The organism is Glutamicibacter sp. FR1, from assembly GCF_047300825.1.
Taxonomy (GTDB): Bacteria; Actinomycetota; Actinomycetes; order Actinomycetales; family Micrococcaceae; genus Glutamicibacter; species Glutamicibacter nicotianae.
Map to the genome: position 1 here is coordinate 898,362 of NZ_CP178602.1, position 20,132 is coordinate 918,493.

The following is a 20,132-nucleotide window of genomic DNA, read 5'->3' on the forward strand; positions in this document are numbered from 1 at the left end:
TTCTACGGACCGCAACCAGCGGCCTCGTAAGTCCCATTGGAGTTGATATGGCGCCACAGTCCAAGCTAGACCAGGTTATTTCCCTCGCAAAGCGTCGAGGATTCGTTTTCCAGGCCGGTGAGATCTACGGTGGTTCCCGTTCCGCATGGGATTACGGACCCCTGGGCACCGAACTGAAGGAAAACATCAAGCGCGAGTGGTGGCAGAACTTCGTTCGCGGCCGCGAGGACATGGTGGGCCTGGACTCCTCGATCATCCTGCCCAAGGCCGTCTGGGAAGCATCGGGCCACGTAGCCACCTTCACCGACCCGCTGGTCGAATGCATCCAGTGCCACAAGCGCCACCGCCAGGACCACCTGATCGAGGCCTTCGAAGCCAAGAAGGGCCGTGCGCCCAAGGACGGCATGAGCGAGATCGCCTGCCCCGACTGCGGCACCAAAGGCCAGTTCACCGAGCCGCAGATGTTCTCCGGGTTGATGAAGACCTTCCTGGGCCCAGTTGATTCCGAAGCCGGCCTGGCCTACATGCGTCCGGAAACCGCGCAGGGCATCTTCGTGAACTTCGCCAACGTGCTCACCGCCAGCCGCAAGAAGCCGCCATTCGGCATTGGCCAGATCGGCAAGGCCTTCCGCAACGAAATCACTCCGGGCAACTTCATCTTCCGCACCCGCGAGTTCGAGCAGATGGAAATCGAGTTCTTCACCGCACCGGAAGACGCACCGAAGTTCTTCGACCAGTGGGTCAAGGATTGCTGGGCATGGTTCATCGACCTGGGCATCAAGGAAGAGAACCTGCGCCAGTTCGACGTGCCGGAAGACGAGCGCGCCCACTACTCGGCAGGCACCATCGACTTCGAATACCGCTTCGGCTTCGCCGGCTCGGAGTGGGGCGAGCTGATGGGCGTCGCCAACCGCACCGACTACGACCTGTCCAGCCACGCCAAGGCTTCGGGCGCCGAACTGTCCTACTTCAACCAGGCCACCGGGGAACGCTACACCCCGTACGTGATCGAGCCGTCCTTCGGCCTGACCCGTTCGATGATGGCGTTCCTGGTCGATGCCTACACCGAGGACGAGGCACCGAACACCAAGGGCGGGGTGGACAAGCGCACCGTGCTCAAGCTCGATCCGCGCCTGGCCCCGGTCAAGGCCGCCGTGCTGCCGCTGAGCCGCAACGAGAACCTCTCACCGAAGGCAAAGGACCTGGCCAACGAGCTGCGCAAGCGCTGGAACATCGACTTCGACGATGCCGGAGCCATCGGCCGCCGCTACCGCCGCCAGGACGAGATCGGCACCCCGTTCTGCATCACCGTGGACTTCGACACCCTCGAAGACCAGGCAGTGACCATCCGCGAACGCGACACCATGTCCCAGGAACGCGTGTCCCTGGACCAGGTCACCGCCTACCTTTCCGAGCGCCTGAACGGAGCCTAGAGCCCGATGAACGAACTGGAATTCCGTCCCTGGCGTTCCGGCGACGACCTGGAGCTGCTGCAGATCTTCGGGGACCCGCGTTCGCCGCAGGCCCACCAGGACCGCACCATGCTGCGCGAGAACAGCGATGCGCCGTTCTCGCGCACGCTGGTGGCCACGGTTGACGGTGTGGCCATCGGCGCCGGCGTGGTGTTCGCCTCCTCGCTGCACCCGCAGCGGCTCTGGCTCTATGTCGAGGTGGCTGCCGAGCAGCGCCGTTCCGGCGTGGGCACCGCGCTGGTGCAGCAGCTGCGCCAGCAGATCCCGGCAGGCCAGGCGCAGGAGCTCAAGGCCCGCTATACCGTTACGGCCGGAGACCCGGCCGCCGCGGCGGCCGGCTTCTGCCAGTCGCTGGGCCTGGGCGAAATCCAGGTCTCGCGCGATGTCGTGCTGGAACCGGGAGCGCTGGCCGAGCCGGTGTTCGACACCAACGACCGGGTGATCGAGGACTTGTCCACCGGCAGCGTCGAGCTGACCAAGCTGGTGATGGACTTCTACAACGCGGTGCACACCGATTGGGATCCGGCCAAGATGACCGTAGGCTCGGCGCAGCGCATGCTGCTCGATGAGCACACCGGCGCGCAGGGCGCACTGGTGCTGCGCGACAAGCCCAAACGCGAGGGCGGCGTGCCGCTGGCTTTCGCGGTGAGCTACGTGCCGGCCCGCGAGAACGCCCCGACCGACGTGCTGGTGGGCCATAATCCGGCCTTCAGCGATGACGAGGTGGCCGAAGCGGTGCGCGACATGGTCGCCATGCTGATCCACCAGTACCCGGTGAAGCTGGAAGTCGACTCGTCGATGTTTGTCCTCTCCTCGCTGATCGACGCGTTGGCAGCGGTTGAGCAGGCCACCGTCATCTCCACGACGCATATCCTCGCCAGCGACGCGGCGAAGTAATGCCAGACAGAACGGGACCCGCCAGGCGGGTCCCGTTCTTGCGTTGCCGAGCCATCCTCCAGATCCCTGAAAGAACCCCGTTGACCACCAGCACCATCCCCGCCACGCCGGTCCGCACCGGCGGAAAGCTCCTGTTCATCCTGCTTGCCATCGCTTCGGGCCTGCTGCTGTGCGTGCAGTCGCGCATCAACGGGGCGCTGGGCGCGAAGCTGGGAGATGCCATGGCAGCATCAACCATCAGCTTCGGCGTCGGCTTGGCGGCATTGATCCTGCTGGCGATCGCCGTCCCCCGGGTGCGCAACACGGTGCGGCAGGTGCCGCGCGCATTGGCCCGGGGCAGTTTCCCGCGGTGGTACCTGGTGGCCGGCGCGGTGGGCGCACTGGTGGTCTTCAGCCAGGCCGCCGCGGTGCCGCTCATCGGCGTGGCGCTGTTCACCGTCTGCCTGGTGACCGGGCAGGCAATCGGTTCCATGCTCATGGACCGGGTGGGCTTTGGCGGGGCCGCACCGCGCAAGATCAATGCCCTGCGCATCCTCGGCGTGGTGCTGACCATTGCCGGAGTGATCTGGGCGGTCAGCCCGCGCGGCGCGGATGCGCAGCTCGCATCGCTGCTGGTGCCGATGGCGCTCTCGGCAGCCGTCGGCATGCTCATGGGCTTCCAAGCCGCCGCCAACGGCGTGCAAGCGGCAGCCTATGGCGGCGCCACGGCGGCAACCCTGGTGAACTTCTACATCGGGTTCCTGGTACTGGCGGCGGTGATGCTGGTGCGGCTGCCGGCCGGCGCGAAGCTGCATCCGCTGCCCGGCCAGTGGTGGTACTACATCGGCGGGCTGCTCGGCTGCCTGTTCGTGGGCATCACCGCGGTGGTGGTCAAGCGGCTCGGAGTGCTGGTCACCAGCCTCGCGGCGGTGGGCGGACAGCTGGCCGGCTCGCTGCTCATGGATGGGCTTTTCCCAGCCCCGGGTTCCTCCGTCACCGCGGCCACCGTCATGGGCACCGTGCTGACGCTGCTCGCCGTTGGCCTGGCCTCGATCTCCGGGGCGCGCAGCGCACAGGAATCCCGCGGACGCAGGCCGGTGGAAGTGCGCGAATAGCGTGCCGGGCGGTGGGCGTTCACCGTCCGTTTCCTTTCTCCGCCTATGCTGGAATTCATGGAATCACAGCAGCTGGACAAGGGCTCGGCCAGCGAAGTCTTCAAGGTCTTCCTCAAGCTCGGCCTGACTTCTTTCGGCGGTCCCATCGCCCACTTGGGATACTTCCGCACCGAACTGGTGGACCGGCGCCGCTGGCTCGATGACCAGCAATACGCCCAGCTGGTCGCGCTGGGCCAATTCCTGCCCGGCCCGGCCTCCAGCCAGGTAGGTTTCGGCCTCGGCCTGCACCGCGCCGGCCTGCCAGGGGCCTTGGCGGCATTCCTCGCCTTCACCCTTCCCTCAGCGGTTCTGCTCGCGGTCTTCGCCTTCGGTGCGTCGCTGTTTACCGGCCCTGCTGGAACCGGGCTGCTGACCGGCCTGAAAATCGTTGCGGTCGCCATCATCGCCCAGGCGGTGTCCGGCATGGCCAGGAATCTGGCACCGGACCGGACCCGTGCAGCCATCGCCGTGGCGGCCGCGGCCTCTGCACTGCTCTTGGCGGGATCCTTCGGGCAGCTGCTGGCCATTGCATTCGGCGCCGCGGCAGGGTACTTCTGGTGCCGTGATGCGGATTCGGGTCCAGCGTCGGCCCTGCAATTCCCGGTCTCGCGGACCTTGGGGATCAGTTGCCTGGCGCTGTTCGCCCTCATGCTTGTCGGGTTGCCGCTGGCTGCCTGGGCTACCGGCTGGGATCTGCTGGCGTTCATCGATGCGTTCTACCGCTCCGGCGCATTGGTCTTCGGCGGCGGCCATGTGGTGCTGCCGCTGCTCCAAAGCGCAGTCGTGGATCCCGGGCTGATCAGCTCGCAGGATTTCCTCACCGGCTACGGCGCCGCCCAGGCAGTCCCCGGACCGCTGTTCACCTTTGCCGCCTACCTCGGCGTCCTCGTTGAATCAGGCCCCGGCGGTGTGCTCGGCTCGGCCATTGCCTTGCTGGCCATCTTCCTTCCGGGATTCCTGCTGCTGCTGGGCGTACTGCCATTCTGGAACCGGGTGAGCCACTGGCCAGCGGCACGTGCCATCCTGCGCGGCGCCAACGCGGCAGTGGTCGGCGTGCTGGCCGCCGCCCTCTACGACCCGGTCTTCACCTCGGCGATTACTTCCGCTCCCACGTTCGTGCTGGCGCTGCTCTGCTTCGTCCTGCTGACCGCCTGGAAGATGGCACCATGGATCGTGGTTGCCATCTCGGGGCTCGGGGGAGTGCTGCTGGGCCTTTTGGCCTAGGCCAGATCGGTGAACTGCACGGTGCCATCGTCGTTGGCGATGGCCAGCAACGGCCCGGACTCGCAGTCCAGATATTCTTCGATTCTCGCCAGCACCGACACCTCGGCCCTGTCGTCCAAGGCCGGACCGGCCGAAGCAACCCACGTCACCGACAGCTCGGGCCGCGCTACGAGCTGCGCGGCCATCGGCTCGGAAGCAGCTGGGCCAACGATGATCACGGCACGGCGCGCCACCGAGCTGTGGTCCACCACGGACGTGCCGGAAGCCTCGGCCTTGGACTGCTTGTCCGCACGCCACAGCACGAAGTGGTAGCCAGCCACGGCAGCGGTTGCGACCAGCCAGCCCAGTGGGGCACGCACGGTGTCCAGGAGGGAATCGAGGCGAGTCTCGGATCCCAGGTAGTACTCGAAAATCCGGTATCCGAGGACCAGCAAGGAAATCAGGGCGACCACGGAACTGGCTCCGAAGAACAAGACCAGGTAGACGCTGCGGGAATCCGCCGGCGAAGGCTTGAACGGCTTGAAATAGGCAACCCACACCGCCGCCCCGAGGATGAGCAGTCCCAGGCCGTGGCCCAGCAAGCCCGCCGAGTATTCCACCGTGACGCTGGCCGCTATCGCCGCGAAGAGCGCATTAACCACCATCCCCAAGCCGGTGGCCAGCACCGCCAGACCGATCCCGCCAAGCACCAGACGCGCCGCGTCGACTACGGAGGCCGAGCGCAACCCGGTCCGCAATTGCAATTGGTGGTAGATCCAGATCACCGCGGCCGCCACCACGATGGCCAGCAGCTCTGGACCGCCGGCGAGGAACAGCCTGGCGCGTTCCTGGGAGGTCCACGCTTGCGGCCACACCCAGGAAAACAGTGTGGCGCCCGAGAGCAGGAGCGCCAGTGCCGGTGCGGCCAGTCCCATAGCGATCAATAGGATGTCGTTGAAGGGATCGGACATTTTCTGCACGCGGCGCAATTTCCAATGCCAGAACCACAGTGCCGTGGAGCCAGCCAGCCAGATCAACGCAACCAGCAGATGCCGCATGCCGGTAGGACCTGCCAACGTGTTGTCCGGACGGACCAGGATTTCCAGCGCGGCCTTGAGCGTGGCCACTAGCGAGAGTGCGACGAGCACCATGCTGAAGTAGTTCCCCACCGCCGCGGCCAGATGCGCGAATTGCCGTGGCGCGGTCCGCGCAGCCACGATCTGGTGGTGCTGCCAGGCGCACACCGCTCCCCATCCCAAAGCCGTGCCCAGGGTCGGCTGCCACGCCCCCTGAATGGAAGGGGCGACCAGTCCGGAGAGCACCGCCAACGCGGCGCAGCTGCTGGCAGCCAGCGTCGCAAGATACGCGGCCGAGGCCTGCAAGGACCAGATCGCCGAATCGAAGGCCGTCGGGTGGGCCAGCCGTTTGCGGATGGAGCGCCACAGCAACCAGGCCAACGGGATCCCGACCAAGCTGAACGCCCAGGCCATCGCCAGCTGTTCGGTGCTGACCTGCTGCGCATCGAAGCCATGGAACAGCGCGGTGAGCAAGGCGGCCAGGCCGGTGGCCACGACCATCAGCAAGATGAGCAGCAGTCCGTGGAGGATGACCGGACGCAGCACGCTGCCGCTTCGCGATAGCGGCACTGGAGCAGTAGTGGTGGCCATCAGTAGCCCATCTCCTCGGCGGTGCACAGTCCGACCTGCCATGGCATGCGGTCGATCAGCCAGGTTCCGTTGACCTTGCGCAGCTCGAAGGCATCCTCGTAGGAGGACAGATCCGGCCAGGGCAGGAATCTGGCATCCCCGGAATCGAACCTCGTGTGGACGGTAGCGCTCGCAGGGCCCACGGTGCTGCTGAGCAGCTGCACGTCCAGCGGCTGCGTGGCATAGGGCTCCGGATTGCACAGCGTCCTGGCTTTGCCCTCCATGGCATAGCCTTGCATGGCAGGCAAATCCTCGGCTTCGAAGGCCATCAGATACCGTTGCACGACCCCTTCGGGGGTGTTCTCCGCGTGGGCCTGTGGTGCCGGACGCAGCGAAACCACGAGCAGCGCGGCTATTACCAAAGCCACAATGACGGCGGCCAAGGCGAGCAGAACCACCCGCGCTGCCGAAAATTTACTTGTCATTGCACCATTTTGGTTGACAACGAGGCAATAAGCCAGCGTCTGCGGAACACAGTTTGATCAAGATCTCAGTTCCCGATTTGCGTTCATGCGAGACAATGGATGGGTGACGACCCTGACTGATGCGCCAACCAACACTCCGACCCTCAAGCTGCCACCGCTGCAGCTGGGCAAGCTGACCATTGATACTCCGGTGGTCCTTGCTCCGATGGCTGGCGTGACCAACCGCGCCTTCCGCCGCCTCTGCCGTGAATACGGCGGCGGGCTGTACGTGACCGAAATGGTCACCGCTCGCGCGCTGGTGGAGCGCAACCCCGAATCCCTGCGCATCATTTCGCACGACCCCGACGAAGAGATCCGCTCCATCCAGATCTACGGCGTGGATCCGGCAACCGTGCGTGCCGCCGTGCGCATGGTGGTTGACGAGAATCTGGCGGACCACGTCGATTTGAACTTCGGCTGCCCGGTCCCCAAGGTCACCCGCAAGGGCGGCGGCTCGGCGCTGCCCTGGAAGACCGACCTCTACACCTCGATCATCGAAGCGGCGACCTCCGAGGCCGCCAAGGGCGATATCCCGCTGACCGTGAAGATGCGCATCGGCATCGACAAGGACCACGTGACCTACCTGGAGTCCGCCAAGATCGCCCGCGACCACGGCGCCGCCGCGGTGACCCTGCATGCGCGCACCGCGGGCCAGTACTACGCCGGCCATTCGGACTGGTCGGCCATCGCCACCCTGCGCGAGGCCATGGATGACATGCCGGTACTGGGCAACGGCGACATCTTCAGCGCCGAGGACGCCATCGAGATGGTGGAGCAGACCGGCGCCGCGGGCATCATGGTGGGCCGCGGCTGCCAGGGCCGCCCATGGATCTTCGGCGACCTGCAGGCTGCCTTCGAAGGCCGCGAGGACCGTTTCCGTCCCGGGGTGCGCAAGGTGGCTGAGACCGTGTACCGCCACGGCGAGCTGCTCACCGAATTCTTCGAGGACGAGGGCAAGGGCATGCGCGATATCCGCAAGCACATCGCCTGGTACTTCAAGGGCTACCCGGTCGGCGGCGAGATCCGCTCGCAGCTGGCCCAGGTGCCATCCCTGGCCCGCCTGCGCGAACTGCTGGACCAGCTGGATCTGGATTTGCCGTACCCCGGCGAGGGCGCTGAGGGCACCCGTGGCCGCGCCGGCCACCCGAAGAAGACCCACGTGCCCGACGGCTGGCTGGATAACCGCGTGATGAGCGACGCCCACCGCGAAATGATCAAGGCCGCCGAACTGGATATTTCCGGCGGCTAGGTCCCATTCGCTGGCCACGGCTACGCCACTAGTGGATAACTCATAATTGCAGGCAATCACTCACTAGACTGGGAACCATGACTCAGATCCCCGGATATACCGAAGCCGACCAGCAACGGTGGGTGCCTGAACCAGCAAAGAAGTCGTACCGCACCGCGTTTGAGCGGGACCGTGCCCGCGTGCTGCATTCCTCGGCATTGCGCCGTTTGAGCGCCAAGACCCAGGTTGTGGCACCGAACCAGAATGACTTCGTACGGAATCGGCTGACGCACTCACTGGAAGTGGCCCAAGTGGGCCGCGAGCTCGGTGCAGCACTGGGCTGCGATCCGGATGTCGTTGATACCGCCTGCCTGGCGCATGATCTGGGACATCCGCCCTTCGGCCACAATGGGGAAAAAGCCCTGGACAAGGTCGCCAAGGACATCGGCGGGTTTGAGGGCAACGCGCAGACGCTGCGCTTGCTGACCCGCCTGGAAACGAAGACCTTCAGGCACAATGGGCATTCGGCCGGGCTGAATCTCTCGCGCGCTTCGCTGGACGCGGCATGCAAGTACCCGTGGTTGAAGGCTGATGCCCCCGAAGTCAACGGCAAGAAGACCAAGAAGTTCGGCGTCTATGAAGATGACGCGACGATTTTCGCGTGGCTGCGCAATGTTCCGGAGGCCACCGCGGGAGCAGTCTGCATGGAAGGCCAGGTCATGGACCTGGCTGATGACATTTCCTACTCCGTGCATGACGTGGAAGACGCAATTGTCGGTGGCAAGCTGCAGCTGCGCTGGCTCAAGCAGGATATGCAGCGCGAGCGCGCGCTGCAGGTGACCAAGGACTGGTACTTGCCGATGACCGACGAGGCCGATATCGATGCTGCGCTGCGCCGCCTGGAAGCCAGCGAGGAATGGGTTGCCCACTTTGACGGCTCGCGGCGTTCCATGGCCGCGCTGAAGGACATGACCAGCCAGTTCATTGGCCGTTTCGCCGCCGCTGCCATGGATGCCACCCGTGTCCGCTACGGGGACGGCAATCTCACCCGCTACAACGCGAGCCTAATCGTGCCCGAGGAAACCGAGCATGAGATTGCCGTGATGAAGGGCATCGCCGCCAGCTACGTGATGACCTCCGAAGTGCGCCAGCCGCTCTACGAGGACCAGCGCACGCTGCTGGCCGAACTGGTTCAGCTGCTCTTCGAGACCGGCCGGGATAACCTGGAGCCGATCTTCGCAGCCGACTGGGAGGACGCCGCTGATGAGGCCGCACAGCTGCGCGTGGTGATTGACCAGGTCGCCTCGCTCACCGACGTATCGGCCACCGAATGGCACTCGTATCTGGTCAAGGGCGAAGCCCCTGACGCAAAGTTGTTCTAGAAGGGAATCATGGCAGGGCTGATCAAGCGTGAAGATATCGACGAGGTGCGCAACCGCACCGACCTGCGCGAGGTTGTCGAATCCTATGTCACGCTCAAATCCGCGGGCATCGGCTCGTACAAGGGCCTGTGCCCTTTCCACGATGAACGCAGCCCGTCCTTCCATATCCGCCCGCAGCTGGGCACCTTCCATTGCTTCGGCTGCGGCGAGTCCGGCGATGTCATCGCCTTCATCCAGAAAATGGACCACTCCTCGTTCACCGAAACCGTGGAACTGCTCGCCGCCCGCATCAACTACGAGCTGCACTACGAAGACGGGGGACCGGGACCGCGCCGCGAGGACTACGGCAAGCGCCAGCGCCTGGTCGACGCGCACAAGGTCGCCGAGGAATTCTTCCGCGCTCAGCTGGCGACCGATGAAGGGGTCGCGGGCCGCGAGTTCCTCGCCGGCCGCGGATTCGACGCGGAAGTCGCAGCCCAATTCTCCGTAGGCTATGCGCCCAAGGGCTGGGATTCGCTGCTCAAGCACCTGCGTTCCAAGGGCTTTGTCGATGACGAGCTGAAGCTCACCGGCATGTTCTCCGAAGGCAACCGCGGCATCTACGACCGGTTCCGCGGACGAGTCATGTGGCCGATCCGCGACCTGTCAGGTGCAACCATCGGCTTCGGTGCGCGCAAGCTCTACGAGGACGACCAGGGGCCAAAGTACCTGAACACCCCGGAGACCCAGCTCTACAAGAAGTCCCAGGTGCTTTACGGCATCGACCTGGCCAAGAAGCAGATCTCCAAGAGCCGGCAGATTGTCGTGGTGGAAGGCTACACCGACGTGATGGCCTGCCATCTGGCTGGCATCACCACCGCGGTGGCCACCTGCGGTACCGCGTTTGGTACCGACCACATCAAGATTGCCCGCCGCCTGCTGCAGGATGACGGCACCGGAGGCGAAGTGGTCTTCACCTTTGACGGCGACGCCGCGGGCCAGAAGGCCGCGTTGCGCGCGTTCGAAGAAGACCAGCGATTCATCGCCCAGACCTATGTGTGCGTTGAGCCAACCGGTGCCGACCCCTGCGATTTGCGCTTGCACCGCGGGGATGAAGCGGTACGCGAGCTCATTGAGCTCAAGCGTCCGCTGTTCGAATTCGCCATCCGTGCCGAACTGAAGAAATTCAATCTGAACACCGTTGAAGGACGAGTGCAGGCCTTGCGCCAGACCGCCCCCATCGTTGCCCAGATCCGCGACTCCGCCATTCGTCCGGCGTATGCCCGCGAGCTGGCCGGTTGGCTGGGAATGAACAACGAGGACGTCAACCGCTCGGTCGGCGCCTCCATCAAGCGCGCCCGGTTGCCGAAAAACGCCGAGCTGCAGGCACCGCGCCCGCAGCCAGACGAAGCCGAACCGGCCATCGCGACCGCGCCGGCCTTCGAACGCCCGGATCACCGAGACCCGGTGATGCGCCTTGAACGGCAGGCACTGGAAGTTGTCATCCAGCAGCCGCAACGGCTGAAGGACGAGCAATGGCAGGCGTTCTACGAGGCCCGATTCCTGGCCCCGGCCCATTCGGCTGTCCATGACGGGATCGTTGCCGCTTCCAGCGCGGGTGCCTCGGCGACGTCCTGGGTTGAAGTGATTCGCAACGAAGTTCCCGAGCAATTGCGCAGCTTCGTTTCGGAACTCGCCGTGACCAGCATTCCGGCATCGGATGAGCACAGCCTGAACCGCTACTGCGCCGACATCATCAACGGATTGATTGAGCTTCAAATCACACACCGCAAGGCTGAGCTCATCGGCCGGCTTCAGCGTGCGGAAATGGAATCTGAGGGTGAAGAATATGCCCAGATCAACCGAGAATTGATGGAACTGGAAATGCGCCGGAGGATCTTGCGCGGGACCTAGGATCCCGATTTTGCAATCACGGGATTCTTGGGTAAAGTTATATCTCGTTGCAATCCTCCATAGCTCAATTGGCAGAGCATTCGACTGTTAATCGAAGGGTTACTGGTTCAAGTCCAGTTGGAGGAGCTTACAGAAAAGTTCCGGCTCGCATCTGCGAGCCGGAACTTTTTATTTTCGCCTGAAAAGCCCGGAATCCACGAGGCGTTTATCGGGGACATTGGCCGGGCACGCCGGTGCAATTTTTTCCTGCAGCAGTCAGTCCGCCAGGTTCCACAAGCGCCGGGATTCCAGATACCAGAAGTACGCGAACAGGCCGATCTCGAACCATTCGACAATGAACAGCGCTTCTTCGATGCCCAGCGCCAGCAGAATCGGCCAGGCAATCAGCCCCAGCAGCATCAGCATCAAGAGGATTGCATAGTGGGTCTTCTTGCCGCCGCTGGTATCCATGGAGCACAGCGGCCTATGATCCAGATGGCTGGCGATGGCGATGCCCATGGAGAATATCAGCAGGAACGCGGCGCTGGCATGCACTCCGGCGAACTGCCTGCCTTCGATGGTCCGCCACAACAGCAGAAGGACAAAGGCGATCAGGAGCAGGGTGCTGAGCAATCCCAGGATTTTGGTCAAGTTGCTCTGGAACAGCGCACGGTGCAGAGCATTGCTGGTCCGGATTCCCAGCCAGATGAAAACCACGCTGACGACGAGTACCGCAATGACCGATACCTGCACGGAGAAGATCAGCCGCCGCTGCTCGCCGACTGTCAAGTCTGCCAGCGTTTCTCCCAGCCTGGTGGGGACCACTGCAACGAACATGGCGTAGAAGCCTGCTAAATTCAGGGCAAAATCTTCCAGCTCTTCTCCGGTATAGACCACCAGCAGCACCCCGGTAGTCACCAGCATTGCGACGAAGAGGTCTCGTGCCGGTCCCAGGTAGTAGGAACTCAGCGAGTCTTCGATGCGCTGGTTAGCAATGCCATAGATGACAATGGCGACGACGAGGAGCAGGGGCACCACGAGCAGCATCAGGCGCACATAGCGCAGCGTGCTGCGGCCCGGAGAACGTTCAATGGAAGTGGCCATGACTGCATTCTGTAATTAATCGCCCGGGTTGTGCGAACGGCCCGCCAAGGGAAGGAAAATTCCCGGCAGAATTGCAGGCAATGAATTGCGGGAAGCTAAATTGTCGGTGCGCAATGACAAGCTCTTGAAGAGTCAACAAGGACTCCGAATCGGCTGGGGCAGTCATCCGCTTGAGCCGATCGCCGACTCGGTGCCAGCTGGGCGCCGTCTTCACTCGAAGGAAACTTTCATGCCTGTACAAAATCCGCTCGACCCGAATGTGGTGCCGCCGGCGCCTCAGGCCAAGACCTCTGCTGGCAAGGGTCTGGGCATCGCGGCCCTAGTCGTGGGCATCGTTGCCTTGGCATTGTGCTGGGTGCCGATCGTCAACAACATCGCCGCGGTGCTCGGCTTCATTGCCCTGGTGCTCGGTGTCATCTCGCTCGTCGTCGCCTCCAAGCGCCGTGGCAGCAAGGGCTTGGGCATCGCATCGAGCATCATTGCCATCATGGCCATCATCCTGGTCTTTGCCACCCAGGCAGCCTACGTGAAGGCGATCGACGAGGTTGCCAACGATATTGCCGACGCATCGGACGGCGAGGTGGCAGCCCCGGCGGAGGTCATCGAGCAGGCCGAAGATGAATCACAGGTACTTGCCTTGGGGCAGGCGGCTACCGTTGGCGAGTATTCGGTGAACGTCAGCGCAGTGAACCTGGACGCCGGAGCTCAGATCGCCAAGGCCAACGAGTTCAATGAGAAGGCCGAAGGCCAGTATGTGCTGGTTGACCTCTCCGTGGTCTACAACGGAGACGAAGAAGGAGATGCCTGGTTGGATCTGAATCCGGAGCTCGTGGGATCGGATGCCAGCATCTACAGCACGACCAGCTCGTTCGCAGTCCCCGCGAAGCCGGGCACCGATCTACCTACCCTGGCCAACGGCGGCAAGGGAAGCTACCAGGTAGTCTTCGACGTGCCGGCCGAGGCCGTGGAAGATGCGAAAATCCGTGTGAGCGAGACGATCTCGTTCTCCGGCGAGTCGGTGCTCTGGGCCACCAAGTAGCTCGCATTCGAAGAGGCTCCGCCATCCAATCAAGGATGGCGGAGCCTCTTTTTGTGCCGCTCTTCATTCGCGCCGGCGGCGCCGGAGCTGGCCGTCCGCGGACTTCGACGAATCCCTGCCGCCCGCTGGATCGGCCGTAGGCCAGCCGGCGATTGTTACAGCACTAGGAACACGGAAACCGGTGGGATTGAAGAAATTTTCATGGGATTTTCCCCAAGCCAGAGTCCCGGAAAAGCGCTGGAACTCGCGGTTTTTCGAACGTTCTCATTTACTTCTCATGGGCGAGCCATGATCTTCTAACAAGTGCCTAATGAGCTCCTCACAAGGGTTTTTTAATGTTCAAAACATGATTCGTCGCATACTTCTCATCCTCATGGTGTTGGCCGTGCCAGCGGGACTGGCCGGTGCCAGTCAGGCTCTTGCCGACACGGCCAATCCGCCCATCCCGCATCATGAGCCATTTGTTGTCCAGCTCTCTTTAGCCCCGGCGCCAAATGCTGCGAAAGCGCAGGACCAGGAGGGAGACAGCCATGACTGATCTCCAGGAAAACCAAGGATCAACGGTTTCGGCGCGGCTGCGCATCGTCGGCTGGATCGTGCTCACTACTGCACTGGCGCTGCTGGCGGTCACGGTTTCGATGCGATCGATCATGTCCGGCCAGGTTGCCGAGGCAGCCAACGTGGGCATCGCGCAGGAAATCGAGGAGTTCCGGACATTCGCGGCTGAGGGGCTGGACCCGAAGACTGCCCGGCCGTTTTCCTCCATGGGCGAATTGATGGAACGCTATCTGGCCCGCCAGCAGCCAATGGCCGGCGAAGCGATCATCGGCCAGGCCGACGGGCGGGTGCTCGCCGCAGGAACCGCCGCAAACCAAGCCGGGAGCTGGCTGGCTGAAGACCCGGTCCTCCTGGGACGGATTCTCAATGACGCGAAGACCTCTGGAATCCTGGAAAGCAATCACGGGACGGTCCGCTGGGCGAAAGCCGAGGCGAAAGATGCCTCCGGGGCCAACGGCGAAGGCCACCAGGCGCACCTGGTCGTTGCGCACTTCATTGGCGGTGCCCAGGACGAAGCCAACCGGCAGGCAACGATGCTCTTTGGCGTAGCAGCCGGGGGACTGGCCCTGACGGCGGGCATCGCCTGGCTGGCAGCCGGCCAGATCATGCGCCCCATCCGTACCATGAGCGAAACCGCCGCATCGATTACCGCCAATGACCTTTCGGCCCGCGTTCCGGTAGAAGGACGAGACGACCTGGCGCAGCTGGCCAGCACGCTGAACGCGATGCTCGACCGGGTTGAAGCTTCGCATCTGGCCCAACGCCACTTCATCTCCGAAGCACGCGAGCACCTGGGCGGCCCGCAACGCCAGCTGGCCTCCGCCCTGCAGAAGCTGAATGAGGAAGATCTTCCGCGCAAGCAACGCAACGCCATCATCAGCACCGCGCACGCCCATATTTCGCAGATGGGGCAGACCCTTGCCGACCTGGATCTGCTGGCGCAAAGCTCCACCCCGAACTTCATCCATCGGCAGATGATCTCCGTTGGCGAAGTCACGGCGGATGTCGCCGCGGCGGCTTCCCGTCCGGGAGCCTACCCGGACCGCCGATTCAGGATCGCCGAGTCCGCCAAGGCCCAGGCGTGGCTGGATCCGCTGCGCGTAGCCCAGGGAATGCACCAGCTGATCCAGAATGCGGTCGCGCATACCGAAGACGGCCAAAGCATCCGGATCGGTTCTGCCGCAGCCGATGGCATGGCCAGCTTCTGGGTTGCCAATGATGGACCGGCCTTGGATCCGGAAGAAGCCCGTGCCCTGCTGGAGAACTACCGCAGCGCACCGGGTACCGGCGAGCAGGGATCCGGCATGGGTCTCGGACTGGCCGTGGTGAAAGCGGTCGCCGAAGCCCACGGCGGCACGGCCTGGGTGGAATCAGGGCATGGCAACGGGACCAGCTTCGGATTCTCCTTGCCGCTGGCCGACGCCGGGCAAGGCAGCAGCTGCGAGGAAGACTTCGCCCAATCCATGGCCAGCAGTCTTAGAGGCGAATTATGAGCATCAAGCCAACCGCGCCCCGCGCGGGATTCCGCTACACCGCCCAGCGGCCCATGGGCCAGAGCGCCGAACCGGGCAAGGCCGGCGCGGCACCAAGCCAGTGGAGCAGGCAGAACGCCGCGCGGATCATCGCCGCGCTGCTCCTGCTGGCCTTCCTTGCCTGGTGCGCCTACGGAGCCTTCGGCCCGGCGGCCGGGACAGCGCAGGCACTGCCGGCGCAAGGAGCCCTGACCTTGGCGGTTTTCGCCGTGGCCATCTGGCTCTGGATCTTCTCGCCGGTCGGCGATACCTACATCGCCCTGGGTGCAGCGGTGGTGCTGGTGCTCATGGGGGTGCTGCCCGAAGCCGAACTGTTCTCCTCGCTGGGCGAAGACACCATCTGGCTGCTGCTGGCCGCCTTCGTGATCGCGGCGGGGATCACCGCCACCGGACTGGCGACCCGTGCCGCGGCCTGGATCGCCGCGGGCGCGAACACCCCGCGGCAGCTGATCCACCTGAGCACCGGGGTGCTGGTTGCCACCGCTTTCGCGGTGCCCTCCACCTCCGGGCGCGCGGCCCTGGCCATCCCGGTGTTCATCGCCCTGGCCAAGGCCTTGGCGGATCGCCGCCGTGTCGTCTTGGCCCTGGCCCTGGTTTTCCCCTCGGTCATCCTGCTTTCGGCGGTGGCATCCTACCTGGGTGCGGGAGCGCACCTGATCACCAGCCAGATCCTCACGGCCTCAGGGCATGAAGGTTTCTCCTTCGCCGGCTGGCTGGTCTACGGCTTGCCACTGGCGTTCGTTTCCTCGCATCTGTGCGCCGAACTGGTGCTGTGGATGTTCACCCGCGCCGAAGATCGTGCCCAGCCGCTGGCCGTGGGCATCGAACGGCTGCAGGAGCATTCGCCGGTGCCGCTCACCGGCCCGCTCACCGTAGGGCAATCCAGGGCAGCGCTGCTGGTCGCGGCGGTGGTGGTGCTCTGGTGCACCGAGCCGCTGCATCAGCTCCATCCCGCCATCGTGGCCCTGCTCGGCTCGTTGCTGGTCGCCAGTCCGGGATACGGCTCGGTCGGCTTGGCCAAGGCCTTGAAGGCGGTGCCGTGGTCGATGCTGATCTTCATGGCAGCGACCCTGACCCTGGGGACCGCGCTCGCCGGAACAGGGGCCGCCGACTGGCTGGCCCGCCGGGTCCTTGGCCCGGTAGAGCAGCTCGGAGCTGCCGCCGCCTGGGTCTTCACCATTCTGGTGGTGGTGATCTCCGCCGCGGCGCACCTGGTCATCCAGTCCCGCTCGGCCCGCTCAGCGGTGCTGATCCCGCTGGTGGTGTCCCTCGCCCCGGGCGTCGGGGTCAATGCGGTGGCCATTGCGCTGGCGTCCACCGCCGCGGCCGGTTTCTGCCACACCCTGACCAGCAGCGCGAAACCGGTGAACCTGTTCTCCGAGATCGAAGGCATCGAAACCTACCGGCCAGCAGACCTGCTGCGCCTGAGCGCGGTGCTCGGACCGCTCATGGTCCTGCTGGTCCTGGCCTTCGCCTTCTGGATCTGGCCGGCCATGGGACTGCCGCTGTTCCTCTGACTCACTTCAAAGCTTCATTTCCAACGCATCCATCCTCACTGAAAAGGACAAAGAATCATGGCACACGCACTTCCACAACGCATCCTGGTTGCACCATCGGGCTTCAAGGAATCCCTCGACGCGGCAGCCGTGGCGGCAGCCATCGGCGCCGGCGTCCGCCGGGCCTTGCCCGGAGCGGCAGTCAAGGCCGTGCCCATCGCCGATGGCGGCGAAGGCACCGCCGAAACCCTGGCCTGCTCTACCGGTGGCCAGCTGGTCCCGGTCACGGTCACCGGTCCGGTCGGCCAGCAGGTCCACTCGCACTACGCGATGCTCGGCGGCGAGGCGGCAGGAACTGCGGTCGTGGAAATGGCAGCCGCGGCCGGCCTGCGGCTGGTTCCCCGCGACCAGCGGGATCCGGGAACCACGACCAGTTACGGAGTGGGGGAGCTGATCGCGGCCGCGATCGATGCCGGGGCTTCCAAGATCCTGGTGGGCTGCGGCGACTCGGGCACCTCCGATGGCGGCATGGGCGCATTGCAGGCACTGGGAGCACGGATCCTCGATGCCAAGGGCCGCGAGGTCAAAGCCGGCGGCAATTACCTCGGACGCGTGGACCGGCTGGATCTTTCCGGCCTGCACCCGGCATTGGCCGCCGGGCAGGTGCAGATCACGATGGCGTTGAACCAGCACAATGTGCTGACCGGACCGCGCGGAGTGGCGCGCGTATTCGGACCGCAGAAGGGTGCCACCGAGGAACAGGTGGAAAGCATGTCGGCAGGCTTTGAACGCTGGGCTTCGATCCTGCGCCGCGATACGCTGGAGTCCGCGCGCTCCACCGATTTCGCCTTGGCCCCGGGCACCGGTGCTTCGGGCGGACTGGGTGCTGGGCTGGCCGCAGTCGGGGCGGTGCTCTTGCCCCGCTTCGAGGCGATCCTGGACTCGGGCTTGGCCGGCATCGATCTGGATTCGATGCTGCGCGGAGCGGACCTGGTCATCACCGCAGAAGGCGCCATCGACTTCCAGACGCCCAAGGGCAAGGTGCCGGCGGAAGTTGCGCGGCGCGCCTCGCTGCATGGGGTGCCGGTGGTGGCCTTGGCGGGAACGCTGGGCCGCGGCTGCCGCGACGTGCACGATATCGGCATCGATGCCATTGCCTCGATCATGCCTATTCCCATGACATTGCAGGAAGCAGTGGATGACGGGGAACGGCTGCTCATCGAAGCGGCCGAACGCTTCATGCGCACCATCATCCTGGGCGCGTCGATGGCCGCGGCACGGCTGAGCCCGCGCGTGGCCTGGTAAAAGATTCCGCTACAAGACGTAGCCGGCGACCAGCTGGGACAGGGCACGGATATCCACTTTGCCCTTGAACTCCAAGCGGACCTTGCCCAGTGAGCTGAACCAGAGATCCAGTTCAGCATCCAGATCGAAGGTTCCAGCCGTTTCAACCGAGAACGACTGGACCTTCGAATACGGCAACGAGGTGTAGTCCCGCTTCTTGCCGGTCATGCCTTGCACATTGACGGCGATGAGCCGCTTGTTGGTGAACACCACGTAGTCACGGGCGCCCTTGAAGGCGGCCTGCAGCTCTTCGCCAGCAACCAGCATGGGCATGATTTCAGGAGCTACCTGCGACAGGTCCCAGGGACCCAATTTGAAGACGGAAGAATTATTGAAATCGATCATGAATCGAGCGTATCGAGTGCGGCGGACAAACTACGTGACGCCTAATTTCTTAAATCAAGATTGACAGTCCAAAACGTCGGTATTCTCGGATATGTTGTAATGATCAGAGATTCAACCAAGGATGGGATCGGCATAAATGCAACTTCGATCGAAAGTCGACTTCGACTCTGCGGTAACCGATATACAGGACTATTTTGCGACCATGGAAAACGGCCGGCCAAAATATTCTGGATCCCGCTTTGAAACTCTTGGCGAAGATGTCGACATTGATCCAAATCAGATCACTGCGATCGACTTGGTGGCAGTGTCGATGCTGTCCGTGGACGTGCCAGCGCAGGCTTCCTTGGGAATCCTTGAAACACTAGCCGAGCAAATCAGTGAATTGCTGTCACAAATTCCGCAGGACTTGAAGTTTGAGAATCTGACGCCTGAGCTATTCGAGAAATATCTCGCCCCGGGATCGCCTGCAGATAAATTGTGGAAGATTCTGCGGCAGTATGACGATCCTTGGAACCTCGGCCAAACCACGGTGAGCAAAATTATGGCTCGTAAACGGCCAGATTTAATTCCGGTTTATGATTCGGTTGTCAAAGCAGTTGTCGGCATCAAGGGTAGCGGAGAACAGTGGAACGCTTGGTATTCCGCGTTCCACGACGGTTCGCCTGAAGCAGCCGAATTCGTAGACATGCTCAGAGCGATCAGGCTTGCAGCAGGCCAACATCATTTGTCGCTATTGCGAGTTTTGGACATTGCCTTGTGGAAGCAAGGTAAGCGTGAAAAATGACCATTGTAGATCCGTGGCAGGTATAGCATTTCGAAACAACGCAGGTGTGCCACCTTGGCCAGTGAAATCTTGGCCAAGGCGGAACTCCTGTTTTCGCGAATTCGCTAGAGTTCGATAGCTGCCACTGCCCGCACTGCGCGGGCAGCTTCTGCACCCTTCTTCAGGAAATGCTCGAAATAGAAGGCCTGGTGCTCATCGTTCGAGTGGAAGTGGTGCGGGGTCAGGCTGACCGAAAAGGTCGGCACGTCGGTGTCCAGCTGCACGCGCATCAGCCCGTCGACCACAGCCTGGGCCACGAAGTCGTGGCGGTAGATGCCGCCGTCAACCACCAGGGCCGCGGCCACCACTGCATCGTACTTCCCGGTCTTCGCCAGGCGCATGGCCTGAAGCGGCATTTCGTAGGCACCGGGTACGGCAACGACGTTGATGGAGCATTCCTGCCCGGAAGCTTTCATCTCGGCCTTGAACCCGGCAAGCGCCTGGTCAACGATATCCGCGTGCCAACTGGCCTTGATGAAGGCGATGTTCAATGGCTTGCTCATGAGTTACTCCCTGGATCTGCGTGAAATCTTC

Annotated in this window: 18 protein-coding genes and 1 tRNA gene; 14 read left to right on the forward strand and 5 right to left on the reverse strand. The window is 63.6% G+C overall.

From position 1 onward, the window contains the following. Nucleotides 1-47 precede the first annotated feature (47 nt). The 4 genes from ACLQ8T_RS04270 (at nt 48) to chrA (ending at nt 4,726) form a co-directional block, all read left to right on the forward strand. On the forward strand, nt 48-1,433 hold the full coding sequence (locus tag ACLQ8T_RS04270) for a glycine--tRNA ligase (protein WP_413455790.1): 1,386 nt from the start codon (nt 48-50) through the stop codon (nt 1,431-1,433). A 6-nt stretch (nt 1,434-1,439) separates the two neighbouring features. Continuing rightward, complete coding sequence (locus tag ACLQ8T_RS04275) at nt 1,440-2,369, forward strand: GNAT family N-acetyltransferase (protein WP_413455791.1); 930 nt, start codon at nt 1,440-1,442, stop codon at nt 2,367-2,369. Nucleotides 2,370-2,449: 80 nt separating this feature from the next. Beyond that, nucleotides 2,450-3,463 carry a DMT family transporter gene (locus tag ACLQ8T_RS04280; RefSeq protein WP_413455792.1) on the forward strand — a complete coding sequence of 338 codons (1,014 nt, stop codon included), beginning with the start codon at nt 2,450-2,452 and terminating at the stop codon, nt 3,461-3,463. Nucleotides 3,464-3,520: 57 nt separating this feature from the next. Continuing rightward, nucleotides 3,521-4,726, forward strand: a complete 1,206-nt coding sequence (gene chrA / locus ACLQ8T_RS04285) for a chromate efflux transporter (RefSeq protein WP_413455793.1) — start codon at nt 3,521-3,523, stop codon at nt 4,724-4,726. On the opposite strand, the gene ACLQ8T_RS04290 is transcribed toward chrA, so the two are convergent. Both ACLQ8T_RS04290 and ACLQ8T_RS04295 read right to left on the reverse strand, forming a co-directional pair. Continuing rightward, nucleotides 4,723-6,372 (reverse strand): DUF5671 domain-containing protein, encoded by a 1,650-nt coding sequence (locus ACLQ8T_RS04290; RefSeq protein WP_413455794.1) that lies wholly within the window; start codon nt 6,370-6,372, stop codon nt 4,723-4,725. The genes chrA and ACLQ8T_RS04290 overlap by 4 nt on opposite strands. After that, nucleotides 6,372-6,836 carry a hypothetical protein gene (locus tag ACLQ8T_RS04295; protein ID WP_413455795.1) on the reverse strand — a complete coding sequence of 155 codons (465 nt, stop codon included), beginning with the start codon at nt 6,834-6,836 and terminating at the stop codon, nt 6,372-6,374. Before ACLQ8T_RS04295 ends, ACLQ8T_RS04290 begins: the two co-directional genes overlap by 1 nt. Nucleotides 6,837-6,921: 85 nt before the next feature. On the opposite strand from ACLQ8T_RS04295, the gene dusB reads away from it, so the two are divergent. From dusB to ACLQ8T_RS04315, 4 genes are all read left to right on the forward strand, one after another. Further along, on the forward strand, nt 6,922-8,124 hold the full coding sequence (gene dusB / locus ACLQ8T_RS04300; protein ID WP_052253512.1) for a tRNA dihydrouridine synthase DusB: 1,203 nt from the start codon (nt 6,922-6,924) through the stop codon (nt 8,122-8,124). Between the two features lie 77 nt (nt 8,125-8,201). Then, nucleotides 8,202-9,485, forward strand: a complete 1,284-nt coding sequence (locus tag ACLQ8T_RS04305) for a deoxyguanosinetriphosphate triphosphohydrolase (RefSeq protein ID WP_413455796.1) — start codon at nt 8,202-8,204, stop codon at nt 9,483-9,485. 9 nt (nt 9,486-9,494) lie between these two features. Next, the gene (gene dnaG, locus ACLQ8T_RS04310) at nt 9,495-11,378 is read left to right on the forward strand and encodes a DNA primase (protein WP_413455797.1); all 1,884 of its coding nucleotides are present in this window, start codon (nt 9,495-9,497) and stop codon (nt 11,376-11,378) included. A gap of 53 nt (nt 11,379-11,431) precedes the next feature. Further along, nucleotides 11,432-11,504, forward strand: a tRNA-Asn gene (locus ACLQ8T_RS04315). Between the two features lie 129 nt (nt 11,505-11,633). Here the strand turns inward: ACLQ8T_RS04315 and ACLQ8T_RS04320 are convergent. After that, on the reverse strand, nt 11,634-12,461 hold the full coding sequence (locus tag ACLQ8T_RS04320; RefSeq protein ID WP_413455798.1) for a hypothetical protein: 828 nt from the start codon (nt 12,459-12,461) through the stop codon (nt 11,634-11,636). A gap of 229 nt (nt 12,462-12,690) precedes the next feature. Here ACLQ8T_RS04320 and ACLQ8T_RS04325 point away from each other — a divergent pair, with 229 nt between their 5' ends. The 5 genes from ACLQ8T_RS04325 (at nt 12,691) to ACLQ8T_RS04345 (ending at nt 18,391) form a co-directional block, all read left to right on the forward strand. After that, nucleotides 12,691-13,500: a DUF4352 domain-containing protein gene (locus ACLQ8T_RS04325; RefSeq protein ID WP_413455799.1), complete on the forward strand. Its 810-nt coding sequence runs from the start codon at nt 12,691-12,693 to the stop codon at nt 13,498-13,500. Between the two features lie 310 nt (nt 13,501-13,810). Continuing rightward, entirely contained in the window at nt 13,811-14,038 is a 228-nt protein-coding gene (locus ACLQ8T_RS04330; protein WP_413455800.1) for a hypothetical protein, read from the forward strand. Continuing rightward, entirely contained in the window at nt 14,031-15,551 is a 1,521-nt protein-coding gene (locus ACLQ8T_RS04335; protein ID WP_413455801.1) for an ATP-binding protein, read from the forward strand. The genes ACLQ8T_RS04330 and ACLQ8T_RS04335 overlap by 8 nt, the downstream gene beginning before the upstream one ends. After that, nucleotides 15,548-17,107 (forward strand): SLC13 family permease, encoded by a 1,560-nt coding sequence (locus ACLQ8T_RS04340; RefSeq protein ID WP_413455802.1) that lies wholly within the window; start codon nt 15,548-15,550, stop codon nt 17,105-17,107. Before ACLQ8T_RS04335 ends, ACLQ8T_RS04340 begins: the two co-directional genes overlap by 4 nt. A 57-nt stretch (nt 17,108-17,164) precedes the next feature. Next, a complete protein-coding gene (locus ACLQ8T_RS04345; RefSeq protein ID WP_413455803.1) occupies nt 17,165-18,391 on the forward strand; it encodes a glycerate kinase in 1,227 nt (408 codons plus the stop codon). 9 nt (nt 18,392-18,400) lie between these two features. Here the strand turns inward: ACLQ8T_RS04345 and ACLQ8T_RS04350 are convergent, their stop codons facing one another. Beyond that, the gene (locus ACLQ8T_RS04350; protein WP_128469776.1) at nt 18,401-18,775 is read right to left on the reverse strand and encodes a PH domain-containing protein; all 375 of its coding nucleotides are present in this window, start codon (nt 18,773-18,775) and stop codon (nt 18,401-18,403) included. Between the two features lie 136 nt (nt 18,776-18,911). On the opposite strand from ACLQ8T_RS04350, the gene ACLQ8T_RS04355 reads away from it, so the two are divergent. Next, entirely contained in the window at nt 18,912-19,559 is a 648-nt protein-coding gene (locus tag ACLQ8T_RS04355) for a DUF6308 family protein (protein ID WP_413455804.1), read from the forward strand. A 104-nt stretch (nt 19,560-19,663) separates the two neighbouring features. Here ACLQ8T_RS04355 and ACLQ8T_RS04360 read toward each other — a convergent pair whose 3' ends face one another. Next, the gene (locus tag ACLQ8T_RS04360) at nt 19,664-20,101 is read right to left on the reverse strand and encodes a 6,7-dimethyl-8-ribityllumazine synthase (protein WP_204721137.1); all 438 of its coding nucleotides are present in this window, start codon (nt 20,099-20,101) and stop codon (nt 19,664-19,666) included. Nucleotides 20,102-20,132: the final 31 nt, after the last annotated feature.